At 65.8% G+C, this 15,156-nt stretch carries 16 protein-coding genes; 11 read left to right on the forward strand and 5 right to left on the reverse strand.

The annotated features are described in order from the left end of the window. The first annotated feature begins 126 nt into the window (after window positions 1–126). The 3 genes from B5X73_RS03875 (at window position 127) to B5X73_RS03885 (ending at window position 1,742) form a co-directional block, all read left to right on the forward strand. Window positions 127–549, forward strand: coding sequence for a DUF2599 domain-containing protein (locus B5X73_RS03875; protein ID WP_079520645.1), 423 nt, complete (start codon window positions 127–129; stop codon window positions 547–549). Window positions 550–555: 6 nt separating this feature from the next. Next, a complete protein-coding gene (locus B5X73_RS03880) occupies window positions 556–1,029 on the forward strand; it encodes a DUF2599 domain-containing protein (protein WP_079520646.1) in 474 nt (157 codons plus the stop codon). A gap of 113 nt (window positions 1,030–1,142) precedes the next feature. Further along, window positions 1,143–1,742 (forward strand): hypothetical protein, encoded by a 600-nt coding sequence (locus B5X73_RS03885; RefSeq protein ID WP_079520647.1) that lies wholly within the window; start codon window positions 1,143–1,145, stop codon window positions 1,740–1,742. A 59-nt stretch (window positions 1,743–1,801) separates the two neighbouring features. Here B5X73_RS03885 and dcp read toward each other — a convergent pair whose 3' ends face one another. The 3 genes from dcp to bioD form a co-directional block, all read right to left on the reverse strand. Continuing rightward, window positions 1,802–3,988: a peptidyl-dipeptidase Dcp gene (dcp, locus tag B5X73_RS03890; protein ID WP_079520648.1), complete on the reverse strand. Its 2,187-nt coding sequence runs from the start codon at window positions 3,986–3,988 to the stop codon at window positions 1,802–1,804. Between the two features lie 90 nt (window positions 3,989–4,078). Beyond that, the gene (locus B5X73_RS03895) at window positions 4,079–4,414 is read right to left on the reverse strand and encodes a hypothetical protein (RefSeq protein ID WP_036116358.1); all 336 of its coding nucleotides are present in this window, start codon (window positions 4,412–4,414) and stop codon (window positions 4,079–4,081) included. Window positions 4,415–4,450: 36 nt separating this feature from the next. After that, the gene (gene bioD / locus B5X73_RS03900) at window positions 4,451–5,122 is read right to left on the reverse strand and encodes a dethiobiotin synthase (protein WP_079520649.1); all 672 of its coding nucleotides are present in this window, start codon (window positions 5,120–5,122) and stop codon (window positions 4,451–4,453) included. A gap of 79 nt (window positions 5,123–5,201) precedes the next feature. On the opposite strand from bioD, the gene B5X73_RS03905 reads away from it, so the two are divergent. After that, window positions 5,202–5,690: a GAF domain-containing protein gene (locus tag B5X73_RS03905; protein WP_043691946.1), complete on the forward strand. Its 489-nt coding sequence runs from the start codon at window positions 5,202–5,204 to the stop codon at window positions 5,688–5,690. A gap of 61 nt (window positions 5,691–5,751) precedes the next feature. Here B5X73_RS03905 and yihA read toward each other — a convergent pair whose 3' ends face one another. Further along, on the reverse strand, window positions 5,752–6,396 hold the full coding sequence (gene yihA, locus B5X73_RS03910; protein WP_036116362.1) for a ribosome biogenesis GTP-binding protein YihA/YsxC: 645 nt from the start codon (window positions 6,394–6,396) through the stop codon (window positions 5,752–5,754). 330 nt (window positions 6,397–6,726) lie between these two features. On the opposite strand from yihA, the gene B5X73_RS03915 reads away from it, so the two are divergent. From B5X73_RS03915 to B5X73_RS03935, 5 genes are all read left to right on the forward strand, one after another. Beyond that, the gene (locus tag B5X73_RS03915; protein ID WP_254857226.1) at window positions 6,727–7,368 is read left to right on the forward strand and encodes a c-type cytochrome; all 642 of its coding nucleotides are present in this window, start codon (window positions 6,727–6,729) and stop codon (window positions 7,366–7,368) included. 81 nt (window positions 7,369–7,449) lie between these two features. Next, window positions 7,450–8,313, forward strand: a complete 864-nt coding sequence (locus tag B5X73_RS03920) for a thiol:disulfide interchange protein DsbA/DsbL (RefSeq protein WP_254857216.1) — start codon at window positions 7,450–7,452, stop codon at window positions 8,311–8,313. Window positions 8,314–8,343: 30 nt separating this feature from the next. Beyond that, on the forward strand, window positions 8,344–8,991 hold the full coding sequence (locus B5X73_RS03925; RefSeq protein ID WP_036116366.1) for a thiol:disulfide interchange protein DsbA/DsbL: 648 nt from the start codon (window positions 8,344–8,346) through the stop codon (window positions 8,989–8,991). Window positions 8,992–9,077: 86 nt separating this feature from the next. After that, complete coding sequence (locus tag B5X73_RS03930; RefSeq protein ID WP_079520652.1) at window positions 9,078–9,887, forward strand: endonuclease/exonuclease/phosphatase family protein; 810 nt, start codon at window positions 9,078–9,080, stop codon at window positions 9,885–9,887. A 12-nt stretch (window positions 9,888–9,899) separates the two neighbouring features. Then, complete coding sequence (locus tag B5X73_RS03935) at window positions 9,900–10,277, forward strand: hypothetical protein (protein ID WP_079520653.1); 378 nt, start codon at window positions 9,900–9,902, stop codon at window positions 10,275–10,277. Here B5X73_RS03935 and B5X73_RS03940 read toward each other — a convergent pair whose 3' ends face one another. Then, window positions 10,278–11,912: a glycoside hydrolase family 17 protein gene (locus tag B5X73_RS03940; RefSeq protein WP_079520654.1), complete on the reverse strand. Its 1,635-nt coding sequence runs from the start codon at window positions 11,910–11,912 to the stop codon at window positions 10,278–10,280. Between the two features lie 152 nt (window positions 11,913–12,064). Between B5X73_RS03940 and B5X73_RS03945 the strand changes: the two genes are divergently transcribed. After that, window positions 12,065–14,167, forward strand: a complete 2,103-nt coding sequence (locus B5X73_RS03945) for a transglycosylase SLT domain-containing protein (RefSeq protein ID WP_079520655.1) — start codon at window positions 12,065–12,067, stop codon at window positions 14,165–14,167. A 40-nt stretch (window positions 14,168–14,207) separates the two neighbouring features. Next, a complete protein-coding gene (locus B5X73_RS03950) occupies window positions 14,208–15,149 on the forward strand; it encodes a complex I NDUFA9 subunit family protein (protein WP_043691935.1) in 942 nt (313 codons plus the stop codon). The last annotated feature ends 7 nt before the right edge of the window (window positions 15,150–15,156 follow it).

Genomic DNA, 15,156 nt, shown 5'->3' on the forward strand with positions numbered 1-15,156 from the left:
GCAACTCTTTTGGGGGACGGTGGAAGATCAAATGCCCGGCCCGTTGCAGCCCGGACACGCCAGTCCTAGGCTGAAGCATGTCAGGACACGACGTCGCTGACCCATCGTGCCGCGAGGGAACCACCGATGAACCACAGGATGTGGGCGCGTATCGTCGTTGTGCTGATGCTGGCGTGGTCCGTTGCAAGCCACGCGGCACCCGGGCGCGCGAAGAGCGAGCTTTGTCCGGCGCCTTTCATTTCGGACGGGCAGTGGAGCGTGGGGCCTTATGGACCCATCCTGACACTGCACACGACTCTCTGCGGACGTCTGGCGGATGGCTACGATCTGGCCTCCGTGTATGTCGAGGTGGTCAAGCGCTTCAGCGGCAATCCGCTCTGGTACAACCCGCAAGGACTGCGCGACCAGGTTCGCTGCCACTTCGCGCTCTTTCGTCAGGATGTCACGTTCGAGATCGAGCCCAGCCTGCCTTACGTCGGCGAAGCCCGGACCATAACGTCGCGGTGTAAACCGAAAGTCGCCGACCCCGATCCGCCGGCAAAGAGCTGAACCGACATGAAGACGAGAACGTGCCATCTCACCGCCTTCATCACGCTCGCCTGCGGTGTGGTGACCGCCTGCGCTTCCACACCGGACCCGCGGGACACAACGTCATCGCCTGCCGTCAAGGCTCCGCCCTCCGACTGCCCGCCCCCTTTTGTCGAGAAGGGCGAGTGGACCATCGACGAATACGGCCCGATCCTGCATATCACACCGACGGCGTGTGGGCGCCAGGCGCGAGACCGGGATCCGACGTATGTCGACGTTTTCGACGACGAAGTCATCAGCAAGTTTTCGGGAAACCCTCTCTGGGATATGGGGCATAACACCAGGGGCTTGCTCGACCAGCTGGAGTGTCACGTCCGGCTCTATCCCGACAAGCCGACCTACAACATCGAACCGACGCGGCCCTATGTAGGGCGCAGGAAGACCGAGCAGGAGCAATGCAACCCGTCGGTGTACGATCCCGATCCCGCGCCCAAAACCTGATCCGCCGCGCTACGCCTCACGGCATATTGCGCAGTGCCACGGCGTGATGCAAGAGTTGCCATACTTCGCGTCGGCCGGTACCCGACGTCCATCCCCCAGAGGAGGACAGCGACATGACGTCGCCCGGTACCGATTGCCTGATCCAGCAAGACCGCGGCCATGCCCGCACGATCACCATGCGGGCGCCCTCACCAAAGGGACACCTGACGCCGCTGCAACACATACGCTCGCACAAGGAACTCATACATCTGAGCTTGCCGCAGGGCAACGAACAAGCCAGTGAGCGTCAGGTGCTGTCGTTTGCCCATCTCGATGAAGGACAGTTGCCGGCTGATGTGCCATTTCGCCTCCCGGGAGCCTGGATACTTCCTGTCGAAAAGGACGCCTTGATCGGCGTTCTCGAAGACGACGACGAAAGTCGCGTCGTGTTGACGGCACGACGAGGGTCGAAGAACGAGTGCCTCGTATTGTTCGATGCCAGTTACCGGAAGGTATGCGTCAGCGTCCTGCAGCCGCCGTCGACCCATGAAGCGACCATCACGTTTCTGCGTCATACGACGTTCGCGCGTCTGTACGCGGCGCACTATGAAAAGAGCGGCAATGGGTGCATCGAACGGATGGACAAGCTCGCTGCCCAGAATCTGCACGAGATCCAGGGCATCGTCTGGCGCGGCATGGCCATGGGCATCGAGCGAATCGAACTGATCCCGTGAGGCACTCAAACGAAGACGGCCTCCTTGCGGAGGCCGTCGATCAGGCATTTTAAAAATGCTTATTTGAGACCGCGATCCTTCAGCATCGGCTCGATGCTCGGCTCCTTGCCGCGGAAGTCACGGTAGAGCTTGCCGAGTTCTTCCGTGTTGCCCTTCGACAGGATCTTGTCGCGGAAGATCTGGCCGTTTTCGCGGGTCAGGCCGCCGTGCTCCTTGAACCACTCGAAGGCATCCGAGTCGAGCATCTGCGTCCACAGGTACGCGTAGTAACCGGCGGCATAACCGTTACCCCAGATATGCTGGAAGTAGCTGGAGCGGTAACGCGGCGGCACCTGCGCCAGCGTAAAGCCGGCCTTTTTCAGCGCATCGGCTTCGAACTGGTCGACGTCCTGCTTCTTGTCGCTGGCCGGCAGCATGTGCCACTGCATGTCGAGCAGCGCCGCCGAGATCAGCTCGCTCATCGCGTAGCCCTGATTGAAGCTCGAGGCCTTCTTGATCTTTTCGACCAGCTCGGCAGGCATGGGCGCGCCGGTCTGGTAGTGCTTGGCGTAGTTGGCGAAAACCTTCGGGTCGGACGCCCACTGCTCGTTGAACTGCGACGGGAACTCGACGAAGTCGCGCGCGGTGTTCGCGCCCGAAAGCGACGGGTACTGCGAGTCGGCGAACATGCCGTGCAGCGCGTGACCGAACTCGTGGAACATGGTGGTGACGTCGTCGAACGAGATCAGCGCCGGCTGGCCCGGGGCGGGCTTGCTGAAGTTGGCGACGTTATAGACCACCGGCTTGTTGCCGAACAGCTTCGACTGGTCGACGAGATTGCTCATCCACGCGCCGCCGTTCTTGTTGTCGCGCTTGAAGTAATCGACGTAGAACAGCGCCATCGAGGTGCCGTCCTTGTCGAACACCTCGAACACGCGCATGTCCGGCTGCCAGGTCGGGATGTCCTTGCGCTCTTTGAACGTGATCCCGTAGAGCTGGTTGGCGGCGTAGAACACGCCGTTCTGCAGCACGTTGTCGAGTTCGAAATACGGCTTGACCTGCGACTCGTCGAGATCGTACTTGGCCTTGCGGACCTTCTCGGCGTAATGGTCCCAGTCCCATGCCTGGACCTGGAAGCCACCCTTTTCCTTGTCGATCACATCCTGGATGTCCTTCGACTCGCTCTTCGCGCGGGCGACCGCCGCAGGCACCAGGCGCTCCATGAACTTCTCGGCGGCCTCGGGCGTCTTCGCCATCTGGTCGTCGAGTTTCCATGCGGCGTAATTGGGGAAACCGAGCAGTTTGGCGCGTTCGGCGCGCAACTGAGCGATGCGCGTGATGGTCTCGCGCGTGTCGTTGGCGTCGCCGTGCTCAGCGCGCTCCCACGAGGCCTTGAACAGCTTCTCACGAGTGGCGCGATCGTTCAGGGCCTGCAGGGCGGGCTGCTGCGTGGTGTTCTGCAGCGCGACCACGTACTTGCCGTCGAGCTTGCGATCTTTGGCGGCATCGGCGGCGGCGGCGATGTCGCCGTCGGACATGCCATCGAGTGCTTTCTTGTCATCGACCACCAGCGCGCCAGCCTTGGTATCGGCGAGCAGCATGTTGGTGAATTTGGTGCTGAGGGTCGACTCTTCCTTATTGAGCTCTTTCAGCCTGGTCTTGTCGGCTTCGGAGAGCTTCGCGCCTTCATGCACGAAGTCCTTGTAAGTGACCTCGAGCAGACGTGCCGATTCCGGATCGAGCTTGAGCGAATCGCGCTTCTCGTAGAGCGCCTCGACGCGCTTGAACAGCTTGTCGTTGAGGTAGATGGCATCGCTGTGCGCGGCAAGTTTGGGCGACTCTTCTTCGTCGACCTTCTGCAGCGTGTCGTTCGTGTTCGCGCCGGTGAGCGCGCTGAAGACACTCTGCGCGCGCTTGAGCAGCACGCCGGACTTCTCCATCGCGACGATGGTGTTGTCGAAGGTCGGCTCGTCGGCCGAATTGGCGATCGCCTCGATCTCGGCGATCTGCTGCTTCATGCCTTCTTCGATGGCCGGCTGGAAGTCGCCGTCGACGATCTTGTCGAAGGGCGGCGCCTGGAACGGCAGCGTGCTGGCGACCAGCAGCGGGTTTTCGTGCGCGGCCGGGGCGGCGGCGGTCGTAGCCGCGTGGGCGGGGGCCGTGCCGGCGGGTGCCGGGGCGGTGGCCTTATCGGCGTCGTTCGACGACGAGCAGGCGGCGGTAAGGGCGATCGAAGTGGCGATCACGAGGCTACGGACCTTCAGCATGGGTGGGTTGTCCCCTGGCGGTGAGCAAAGCGCCGACTCTAGCGGCGTAAGCCCGGCGGGGACAACCGCCATCAGTCAGGGCAAGAGTTTTCACCGGGTGTCGCGCAGCTCCCAGCTGGAGCCGATGAGAAGATTCAGACGATGTTTGACGATCCGCATCGGCAGCGACGTCGTCAGCTGAATGTCGGTGCGGTCGTTGGACAGCTCACCTTTTGCCGAAGCGGTGCCGTCGGTCACGCCCAGGCTGGGATCGACCTCATCCGGTTCGGGCTGCCTGGCGCGCCAGCGCTGGAACAAGCCATCGCCGCGCATGGCGTCGGCGATGTCCGTGGCGAGCTTGTCCGGGCCGATGCCCTCGAACGAAAGCTCCGGGTCCGGACCTTTCGCCCGGCTCATGTCTTTGATCGAAAGAAAGTACGTGGTCATGACGTCCTAGTTACGTCCGCGCGCGTGAAGCCGCCGTCAGCCCAGCGGGGAGAGATCGAGAAACATGGCCGCATCGGGTGGGGCCACGCGGTAAGGCAGCACGCCAAGACAGGGGGCGGCCAGGCTCGCATGGAGCGTTGCGATGTTCTCTTCCAGCAGCGGCATCGTCGGCTCGATGATGTTGGCGATCCAGCCGGCGAAGCGACAGCCGTCGGCCTCGATCGCCCGTGCGGTGAGACGGGCATGACTGATGCAGCCGAGGCGGACACCGACCACCATCACGACCGGCAGGTCCCAGCGACGGGGAATGTCCTCAGCCGAGATGCCGTCCCCCAGTGGCACCAGCCAGCCGCCGACGCCTTCGACCACCACACGCTCGTAGTCGGCGGCCAGGGACTGAAAGGCCGCGTCCAGCGGCGGCCAGGTGACGGGTCGTCCGCTGCGCAGCGCAGCCAGATGAGGGGCCACGGCCTCCTCGTAGGCGAGCGGGTTGACCAGCGCATACGGGGGCGGGGGCGCGCTGGCGCCGATCAGATCGAGCGCGTCCTGATTACGCAGGCCCTCCTGGCTTCGCGCCGAGCCGCTGGCCACCGGCTTCATGCCGGCGACGCGCTCGCCCGCCTGACGAAAGGCATGAACCAGAGTCTGGGCTCCGTGCGTCTTGCCGATGCCGGTGTCGGTACCGGCGACGAAGAGGTGTCGCGACATGCTGTGACGGCCTTGCGGGGACAGGGTCGTGGCACCATACACGTCTTCTTCCGATCACGAATCCCCTGGATATATCGCCATGTTTGAAGCCAAGGCGCTCGCCACCGACGACAAGGCCACCCTCTACGCCGAGCTGCTGCAGCAGGCGAAGGGGCTGATGCACGGCGAGACGAATACGATCGCCAATGCCGCCAACTTTGCCGCACTGATCTACGACGCCGTACCCGATCTCAACTGGGCCGGGTTCTACCTGTTCGATGGCACCGAGCTGGTCGTCGGCCCGTTCCAGGGCAAGCCTGCCTGCATCCGCATCGCGCTGGGTCGCGGCGTGTGCGGGACGGCCGCGCAGACGCGGCAAACCCAGGTCATCCGTGACGTGCACGACTTCGACGGCCACATCGCCTGCGATGCCGCATCGAATTCGGAGATCGTAGTGCCGCTGGTCAAGGCCGACGGCAGCCTGTTCGGCGTGTGGGACGTGGATAGCCCGTCGGTGGCGCGCTTCGATGACGAGGATCGTCGCGGGATGGAGGCGCTGTGCGAGGCTTTTATGGCCACCGTCGCCTGATACCTTGATCGCGCGCGGGGCGCGCTCCTACCTGGAGGAGCGCGCCCCGCGCGCGATGTTTTTATAGTTCGTGCGGTCGCGGCGTAGCCAGCAACTCCATCACCCGCGCCCGCGCTTCCTCGATACCGGTCTTGGCCAGCGACGAGAACATCTGCACGGTCCCCGGCACGTTGTTCTTGCGGAAATCCTTGCGCAGGGTTTCCAGAGCGGCTGACGCCTGCCCGCGCGACAGCTTGTCGGCCTTGGTCATCAGCACGTGGCACGGCAGGTCGGTGGCCGCGCAGAACTCGATCATGGTGCGGTCGAAGTCCTTCAGCTCATGGCGAATGTCCACGATCAGCACGATGCCGCGCAGGCTCCGGCGCATCTTCAGGTAGGCGTCGATCTCGCCACGCCAGTGCTTGCGCATGGCTTCGGGCACCTTGGCGTAGCCGTATCCGGGAAGGTCGACCAGGCGCGCGTCCACCGGCGACTCGCCCTCGATCTTCAGTGGCGCCAGGTCGAACACCACCATCAGCTGCGTGCGCCCCGGCGTCTTCGACGTGCGGGCCAGGCCGTTGTGCCCGGTCAGCGCGTTGAGGGCGCTCGATTTGCCGGCGTTCGAGCGACCGGCGAACGCCACTTCGGCGCCCTGGTCATAGGGCAGCTGGGTGATTTCATTCGCGGCCAGGACAAAGCGGGCGCTGTTGAGGGGGTTCGAAGACATGTTCGGCGGGCCGGAGAGCGTATACGACAGTCCGGCAGTGTATGCGATAGCGCGCGGAGCCGCGCGCCGCACCGGTTTGACCGGGCTCTCTCCCGCCCCCCATAATCTTTTGATCGCGGCGCGCTGGGGAGTTCGCCCGACTCGGAAGCATCCCTCCTGGAGATAGCTATGAAGTTTCGGCACGCCGCCGCTGCCATTACCGCGATGCTCGTCATGAATCTCGCCACGGCTCAGACCGCGGCACCCGCCAGGGCAGGCACCGCCCCGGCGGCGGCAGGCACCGCCGCGACACCGGGCGCGAATCCGGCGACCGATCCAGCGACACCGGGGATGCCGAAAACCGAAACCAGCGTCGCGCCCGTCGGCGGCACTACCGCCGCGCTCAAGCCCGGTGACGCCACCGCCGGTCAGGGCAAGGCCGCTGCCTGCGGCGCCTGCCACGGCCTCGACGGCAACTCCACCGATCCGCAGTACCCGCGTCTGGCCGGACAAAGCGAGCAGTACATCGCCGCGCAGCTCGCCGACTTCAAGTCGGGCAAACGCTCCAATCCGATCATGGCGGGCTTCGCCGCGCCACTGAGCGAACAGGACATGCACGACATCGGTGCCTACTTCGCCACCAAGGCGTCGCTGCCGGGCGTGGCCGATCAGGCCTATGTCGATCAGGGCCAGAAGCTCTATCGCCAGGGCGATGTCGATCGCGGCATTCCCGCCTGCATGGCCTGCCATGGGCCGGACGGCGGCGGCAATCCGGGCGCACGCTACCCGCAGCTGACCAGTCAGCACGCGAAGTACGTTGAGTCGCGGCTCAAGGCCTGGCACGAGGGCGGCACGCCCAACGACGACCCGCACACGAAGATCATGGTGACCATCGCGCAGAAGCTCGACGACAAGGATATCGCCGCCGTCGCCAGCTATATCGAGGGTCTGCACACGAACGAGGCGACGCAGGCCGCACCCGCGACGCCCTGATGGCGTTAAAGTTGGAAGATCGAACGGGCCCCTTCGGGCCCGTTCTCGTTTAAGAAGGTAAGAAAAGGAACCCTGATGCGTATGCGCCTTCCCCTCCTCTGCGCCGCCCTGATCGGCCTCGCGGCCTGCAGCTCCGGCAACAACGATGCGGCCACCGCGCCGCCACCCGCCGCCGCTTCCACCGCCGCGCCGGCTCCGGCCGCCGCGCCGGCCGCACCGTCCACCGCCAGCGCGCCAGCCGCCACGGATGCCGCCGCTTCGGCCGCCCCGGTCGCCGCGCCCAGCGACGCCGACGACAAGCGCCCGCCGGCCAAGCCCTTCGTCGACGACGGCAAGTGGGTCGAAGGTAAGCACTACTTCCGCATCGATCCGTCGCAGCCCACCAGCACCCCGGGCAAGATCGAAGTGACCGAGGTGTTCTCGTACGGCTGCCCGGCCTGCTTCCAGTTCCACGGCATCGTCGACCAGCTGGTCAAGGACCTGCCGCGCGGCACGGTCATGACCTTCACGCCCGCCTCGTTCCGCCCGGATGAGAACTGGCCGCTGCTGCAGCGCGCCTATCTCACCGCGCAGGCCTTCGGCGTCGACAAGCAGAGCCACGACGCCATGTTCGACGCCGTCTTCAAGAGCGGCGAGCTGGGCATCATGGATCAGCAGACCAACAAGCCGAAGCCGCAGTCGGCATGGCCGACCATCGACGACGTCGCAAAGTTTTACGCGAAGTACGGCGTCAAGCCGGAAGAGTTCGTGGCCACGGCCAACTCCTTCACGATCAACACCAAGATGAAGCGGGCGGATGAACTGATCCGCGCCTACGAGGTCGATAGCACGCCGACCATCGTAGTGAACGGCAAGTACCGCTTCACGGCGATCACGGCCGGTGGCTATCCCCAGGCGATAGAGCTCGCACAATGGCTCATCAGCAAGGAAGCCGCGGGTAAGTAACCGCGTTCTCGACCCCTCACGGAGATATCCATGTTCAAGCGTCTCTCGCTCCTTTTCGTCGGCCTCGCGCTCACCGCCGCGTGCAGCGCCAAGCCGGCCGAAGGTGCGCCCCCCTATACCGAAGGCCAGCAGTACGTGGCCACCACCACCCCGCAGCGCCTCGATCCGAAGGACGGCAAGGTGGAAGTGGTCGAGGTGTTCTCGTACGGCTGCATTCATTGCGCCCATTACGAGCCGTACGCGGAGACCCTGCAGAAGAAGTTGCCCAAGGGCGTGACGTTCCGCGTCATTCCGGCGGCATTCAACGATGCATGGCTGCCGTACGCGCAGGCTTACTACGCGGCCAAACAGCTTGGCGTGGCCGAGAAGGCCCATGCGGCACTGTTCAAGGCGATCCATACCGACCACTACCCGATCGCCACGATCGACGAGCTGGCCGACTGGTACGCGAAGAACTACGGTGTCGACAAAGCCAGGTTCCTGCAGCTGGCGACCAAGGACGATGCCATCCGTCAGCGGATCCTCGCCGACGGCAAGCTGATTCAGAACTGGGGCATCGACGGCACGCCCACGGTCGTGGTCGACGGCAAGTACCGCAGCGCGCAGATCAAGGACTTCGACGAGCTCAACGGCGTCGTCAGTTACCTGGTCGACAAGGAACTGAAGGGCGGCAAGTAAGCCCTGACGATCGCCTGCCCTCCGTTCACACGACGGAGGGCATTCTCTGGCGTTATCGCCAGACGAGACCCGACAAAGCCCCTCACATGACCCGCTTCACGCCGCCACCCATTCTCGCTCCGGAGCGCACCCTGCGCCTTCTGAGCTGCAACATCCTCGCTGGCGCGAGCGTCCAGCGGTACACGGACTACGTCACGCGCAGCGTGAACGCCGTCCTTCCGGGCCGCTCGAAACTGGCAAACCTGGACTCGCTCGCCGAGCTCCTTCACGAATTCGATGTGGTCGGTTTGCAGGAAGCCGATGCCGGCAGCCTGCGCTCCGGCTTCCTCAACCAGACCCGTTACATCGCGGAAGCCGCCGGCATGCCCTTCTGGAGCCATCAGCCGAACCGGCCGATGGCACGCGTCGCGCATTCCGCCAACGGCCTGCTCAGCCGCATCGAGCCCACCGAAGTCATCGACTATCCGCTGCCCGGCCGCATCAAGGGCCGGGGCGCGCTGTTCGTGCGTTTCGGCACGGGGGCCGATGCTCTGGTGGTGGTCATCGCCCACCTGTCTCTGGGCGCCGCGGCACGCATGGGACAGCTGGGTTTCATCGCGGAATTGCTCGCGCCCTATCCGCATGCGGTACTGATGGGCGACCTCAACACCGAGCCCACCTCACCCGAGATGCAGCGCCTGTTCGAGAAGACCGCCCTGCAGATGCCGACGATCAGCACACCGACGTTTCCCAGCTGGAAACCGCGCCGTGCGCTCGACCACATCCTCACGTCGGCCGACATCAAGCTCGAGCGCACGTGGACCTTGCCGCGGGCGTTCTCCGATCATCTGCCGCTCGCCGCCGAAATTCGCCTGCCGCTCGCGCTAGCCGAAGCCGCTGGCGCCGCAACCCCCTGAGGTAAGTCGTCCATGAAATCGAGCCTGCGCGCCGCCCTGCCCTGGGCCGTCATCGTTATCGTCGCGTTCGCCGCCACGGTGCTGCGTTACGGCTTCATCGAGCCGGCCGATGCGGCGCATGCCTGCGACGGCGCGGGCGGTCCGTGGTGGTGCGGCACGCGCAACCTCATCGTGCAGGGCTTCCTGACCTACGCCTACGGATACGCGGCGGTGCTGATGGCGCTGGTGGCCCTGTTCTGGCGTAGCACCGTGTCGGCGGTGCTGGCGGCATCGCTGGGCGTGATCGCGCTGCAGCTGTATTGCTACGAGGGCGGCGCGGTGGCGCTGCTGATCGGCTCGCTGCGACTGGTACGTGCGCAGTTCGGTGGGGCGGAGCCCGCGGAGGCCTGACTAAAGCCGCCGCGCCCGCCGCCAGGCCGTCAGCACCGGCCACGCCAGCGCCAGATTGAGCAGCAGCCAACCCCAGGAGACCGCGTTGACACCGGTTTCCTCGACGACGACCGCGATACCCAGCAGCGGAATCCACACCGCCATCAAGCGCTCCTCGACCAGCGGCATCAGACTGTCCTCGCGCGTGCGCAGCAGCCCCAGCAGGAAGAACCCGATGCAAGGCAGCGCGAACAGGCCGATCGGGAAATCGCGATAGCGACCGTTGAAGACCTGCAGAATCCCGTACAGGGTCAGTACGAACATCCAGAAGAAGCGCTGCGGCGTAAACGCGTCCGACCACGCGATACCCAGGCGACGGCGCTCGACCGGACGCGGTGCGACCGCCGCCAGATCGATCGGCGATGCCAGACGCGCGGCGATCGCACGCGCCAGCGAGAGCGCCGTCGCCAGTGCGACGACTCCGATGATGATGCCGGTAGCCCATTCGACGTTGTCACGCGCGGCGAAGGACAGGAGCCGCGCGTGCGCCGCCAACGCCGTGCCCGAGGCAAAACCGGCGAGCGCCAGCGACACCCAGCCCGACGCGCCGTGCCAGCGACGGCGAATGGCGCCCGCAAGCAGGAACAGCAGCGCACCGACGCCGCCGATGCCGAGTGCCCAGGTCCAGCGCGGCTCTTCGACGATCGGGCCCTGCATGGCGAACTTCGGCTTCGCATCCACGTCGAAGATGCCCCAGTAGCCGCCGACCGTGCCTTCCAGGTCGCGCTTCCACGGCTGATCGAAGGCCTCGATCACGTTGTAGGGCATGTCGACCGTGGCGGCGTAGTTGAGGAACTCGCGCATGTAGCGTGCCTCGTTGACCAGGCTCGCACTCGCGTGCCGGCGCGTACGGCCCTGGCTGGGCCAGCCCGTCTCACCGATCATGATCTGCTTGCCCGGGAACTCGCCCTTCATCTTCTGGTAGACGTCGGCCACATGGCGCACGGCGTCTTCCGGAGCGACGGGCTCGTCTTCCCAGTAGGGGAGAATGTGAATCGTGAGGTAGTCCGTGACCTTGGCCAGTGCCGGGTGCTTCTGCCAGAACTCCCACACGTCAGCGTAGGTGACTGGTACGTCAGTCGCTTCGTTGACGCGGGCGATGTAGGCCGCGAGCGCCTTTTCCGACAACTCGCCCCGGAGAAGCACCTCGTTACCGACGACGATGCCCCGCAGACTGTCGTGATCCCGACGCGCGGCCTCGATGCCCAGCTTGATCTCGCGCTCGTTGGCGACGGGGTCGCGCCCCAGCCAGATGCCCATCAACACCTTCATGTGGTATCGGCCGGCGATGTCAGGCACGGCGCCCAGTCCCTGCCCCATGGAATACGTGCGCACGCAGTCGAAACGCGTGGACAGCGCCTTAAGGTCGGCATCGATCCGCTCGGGCGGGATAAACGCGTTGAGGTCGAACGGCGTCTCGCCCTTGAGCCGGAAGGGCGCGTAGGACACGCAGGCGATCTTCGCCGTCGGCGAATCCGGCAGGGCGATCGGGCGGCCCAGCACAAACCAGTAGCCAGCGCCGAAGACGGCGGCGGCAACGAGCACGAGCCATGCGAGCGGTCGCGCGAATCGCGCGTAAGGAAGATGGGGCGGCATGCCGTTCCAGTTCGAGAGCGTAAAGGGGGAAGCCGGACAAGCTTAACGGGCCGGGCCCGCGAGGGCGATTGCCGCTGCATTGGCTGCGTTCATCAAGCCTGCGCACACGCTTCCCTTACAATGATGCGGTACGTACACGTGAAGGAATCCCGATGGTCTCCGCCCCGGCAACGCGACGCGCCGCCCGCTCCATTCGCCTCCTGGCCGGCCTCGCCTTTGCCGCCTGCGGCCTCGCCGGTAGCCTCCGGGCCTCGGCGGAAGGTTCCGACACGGAGCGCACGCGCTTCCGCCAGGCCTACGCAACGGCCCAGCAGGGCGGCGATGCATGGCGCGCCCAGGCCACCGGACTCGAACACTACGTGCTTTTCCCGTACCTGGAAGCCGCGTCGCTGGAGCATGATCTGCGGACGCTCGATCGCGCCCGCGTCGATGCCTACCTCGCCGCCAACCCCGGCCTCATCCCTGCCGCCGACCTGCGCCGCGACTTCCTCAACGAGCTGGCGCGCCGTAAGGACTGGGTGACTTTCACCGCGATGTACCAGCCCGGTCTCGGGGACGGACTGAGTTGTTTCGCCCTGCAGGCCAAGCTGTCGCGCGGCCAGCCGCTCGTCTTCGAGACCGACCTGGCCGACCTGTGGAAGAAGGCCAGCCTGCCGAACGCATGCGATCCGGTGCTGAGCGCCGCGCATGACCAGGGCCTGCTGACGCCCGATCGCCTGTGGACGCGGATCCAGACCGCCGCCGATGCGGGCAAGGGCGGCACGGTGGCCGGACTCGCCGCCTGGCTTCCGCCCGAAGATGCCGCTGCGGGCCAGCGCATCGCGCAGGCCCTCAACGACCCGACCAGTGCGCTGCGTGACGCGGCCACCTGGCCGGATACGCAGCGCCATCGTCAGGCCGTGACGCTCGCCCTGCAGCGCATGGCCCGCAAGCAGTCGACCGTGGCCGACAGCGCATGGACCTCGCTGGCGCCGCGCTTCTCACTGAGCGAGCAGCAGAAGGGCGCCGTTCTCAACGCCCTCGCCCTCTTCCACGCGACCGATTTCGACGAGTCGGCGCTCGATCGCCTGGTCGCGCTGCCGCCGGGTGCGCAGACCGACGCGACGCGCGAGTGGCGCGTGCGCGTCGCATTGGCCCGACAGGACTGGCCGGCGGCACTCGCCGCCATCGACGCGCTCGCGCCTGCGCAGAAAGACGACGGCGAATGGCGTTATTTCCGTGCGCTGGTGCTCGCAAAGCTCGGACGCCAGGGCGAGGCGAAGGCCATTTACCAGAACGTTGCACAGGAGGCGACGTACTTCGGTTTCCTGGCCGCCGACCGGATCGATGCCTCGTACGCCATCTGCCCCGCGACGATGGCCACCGATGAGCGTCGTGAGGCCGCGTTGTTGACGGAACCCGGCGTCGACCGCGCTTTCGAGCTCTATGCGGTCGGCCTCCAGAAGTACGCGCGCCGTGAATGGACGGCCGCGCTGGCAGGGCGGGACGCCGATACCCAACGGCTCGCCGCCGACCTCGCCTTCCGCAAAGGCTGGTACGACCGTGGCGTCTTCGGGCTGTCGTCGGGCGAGGCCCTGCGCTTGTACGAACAGCGCTTCCCGCTGGCACGCCAGGATGGTGTGGTCGAACAGGCCAGCCAGGCTGGCATCGAAGCACCCTGGGCCTACGCCATCATCCGCGCCGAGAGCGCATGGATGACGGACGCCCGTTCCGGCGCCGACGCGCGAGGGCTGATGCAGCTGTTGCCGGGCACCGCGTCTCTCGTCGCCAGGCGTAACGGGCTTGCGTGGAGCGGCGGCGACAGCCTCTACGAACCGACGACCAACATCATTCTCGGCACGCGTTATCTCTCGCAGATGGCCGCCCGCTACAACGGGGCGCCCTGGCTGGCGAGCGCCGCCTACAACGCCGGGCCGAACAAGGTCGACCAGTGGGTGAGCGCCCGTGGCTCGCTGGACCCCGATCTCTTCGTCGCGAGCATCCCCTACAAGGAGACGCGCGAATATGTCGCACGCGTGATGGCCTTCGCCGTGATCTACGATTGGCGGCTGACGGGTAATGCGCTGCCGATCGGGTCGCGCATGACACGGATCGGCAGCACGTATGCCCTGCCTTCCCCTGGCGCCGTACGTAGACCGGTCTCCTGTCCGGCGCCTTTGGTCGCCAGACCCGCACCACCCACGGCGCCGGCTGTCACCCAGCCGGCGCCCGCCGAGGCGACTTCCGCTCCGGCCCCACAGGAACCCCAGAGCTGATTCGCTTGGCGTCGGGCGCCAAGCGGCCTAGGCTGAACTCATGAACGCTCAACGCATTGTCATCCTCGGCGGCACCGGCTTTGTCGGCGGCACGCTCGTACCCCGGCTTGCCGCCGACGGACACTCGCTTCTGTTGCTGTCACGCAACCGGGAAAACCGCCGGCACAGCGCGGTGGGTCGGCAGGTCACCACGGTCAGCGCCGATGTCTACGATCCCGCCGTCCTGCGCAGGCACATCGCGGGAGCGGATGCCGTCATCAACCTGGTGGGCATCCTCAGCGAAAGCGGTCGTCAGACCTTCCAGCGGGCGCACGTCGAGCTGACCCGCCTGATCATCGAGGCCTGTCAGGCCACGGGTGTCCATCGTCTGCATCAGATGAGTTCACTCAAGGCCGGCCAGGGGCTGTCCAGATACCTGCGTTCGCGCGGTGAGGCGGAGGCCCTGGTCAAGGCGTCGACGCTCGACTGGACCATCTACCAGCCCAGCACGATTTTCGGCCCGGGCGACGGACTCGTCACACGCTTCGACAAGCTGCTGCGCGTCGCGCCCGTGATGCCGTTGCCGCGCCCGCAGGCGAAGATGGCGCCCGTCTACGTAGGCGATGTGGCGGAAGCCATCGCCCGCTCGGTCGCCAACCCGGCGATCGGCGCCTTGCGCACGTTCGAACTGTACGGGCCCGAGACCTTGACGCTGATCGACATCGTGCGTGCCATTCGCGATGCGCGCGGCCGCCGTCGTGTCGTCATCCCCATGCCTGACAGCCTCGGCCGCCTGCAGGCGGAGTTCGCGCAGTTCGTGCCGGGCAAGCCGTTCACGCCGGATAATTTTCTCTCGCTGCGTACGGATTCCGTCGGCAAGGTCGACGGCCTCGCGCAGCTCGGCATCGCGCCCCAGTCCTTTTCCGCCTGGTTGCCGCGTCTGCTCGGCCAGCCCGTTCGTCAGCGCCGCCTGGATGAAGCGCGCACCAAACGTCGGCCCTGAACGATCT

It is taken from the genome of Luteibacter sp. 22Crub2.1 (genome assembly GCF_900167995.1).
GTDB classification, from domain to species: Bacteria; Pseudomonadota; Gammaproteobacteria; order Xanthomonadales; family Rhodanobacteraceae; genus Luteibacter; species Luteibacter mycovicinus.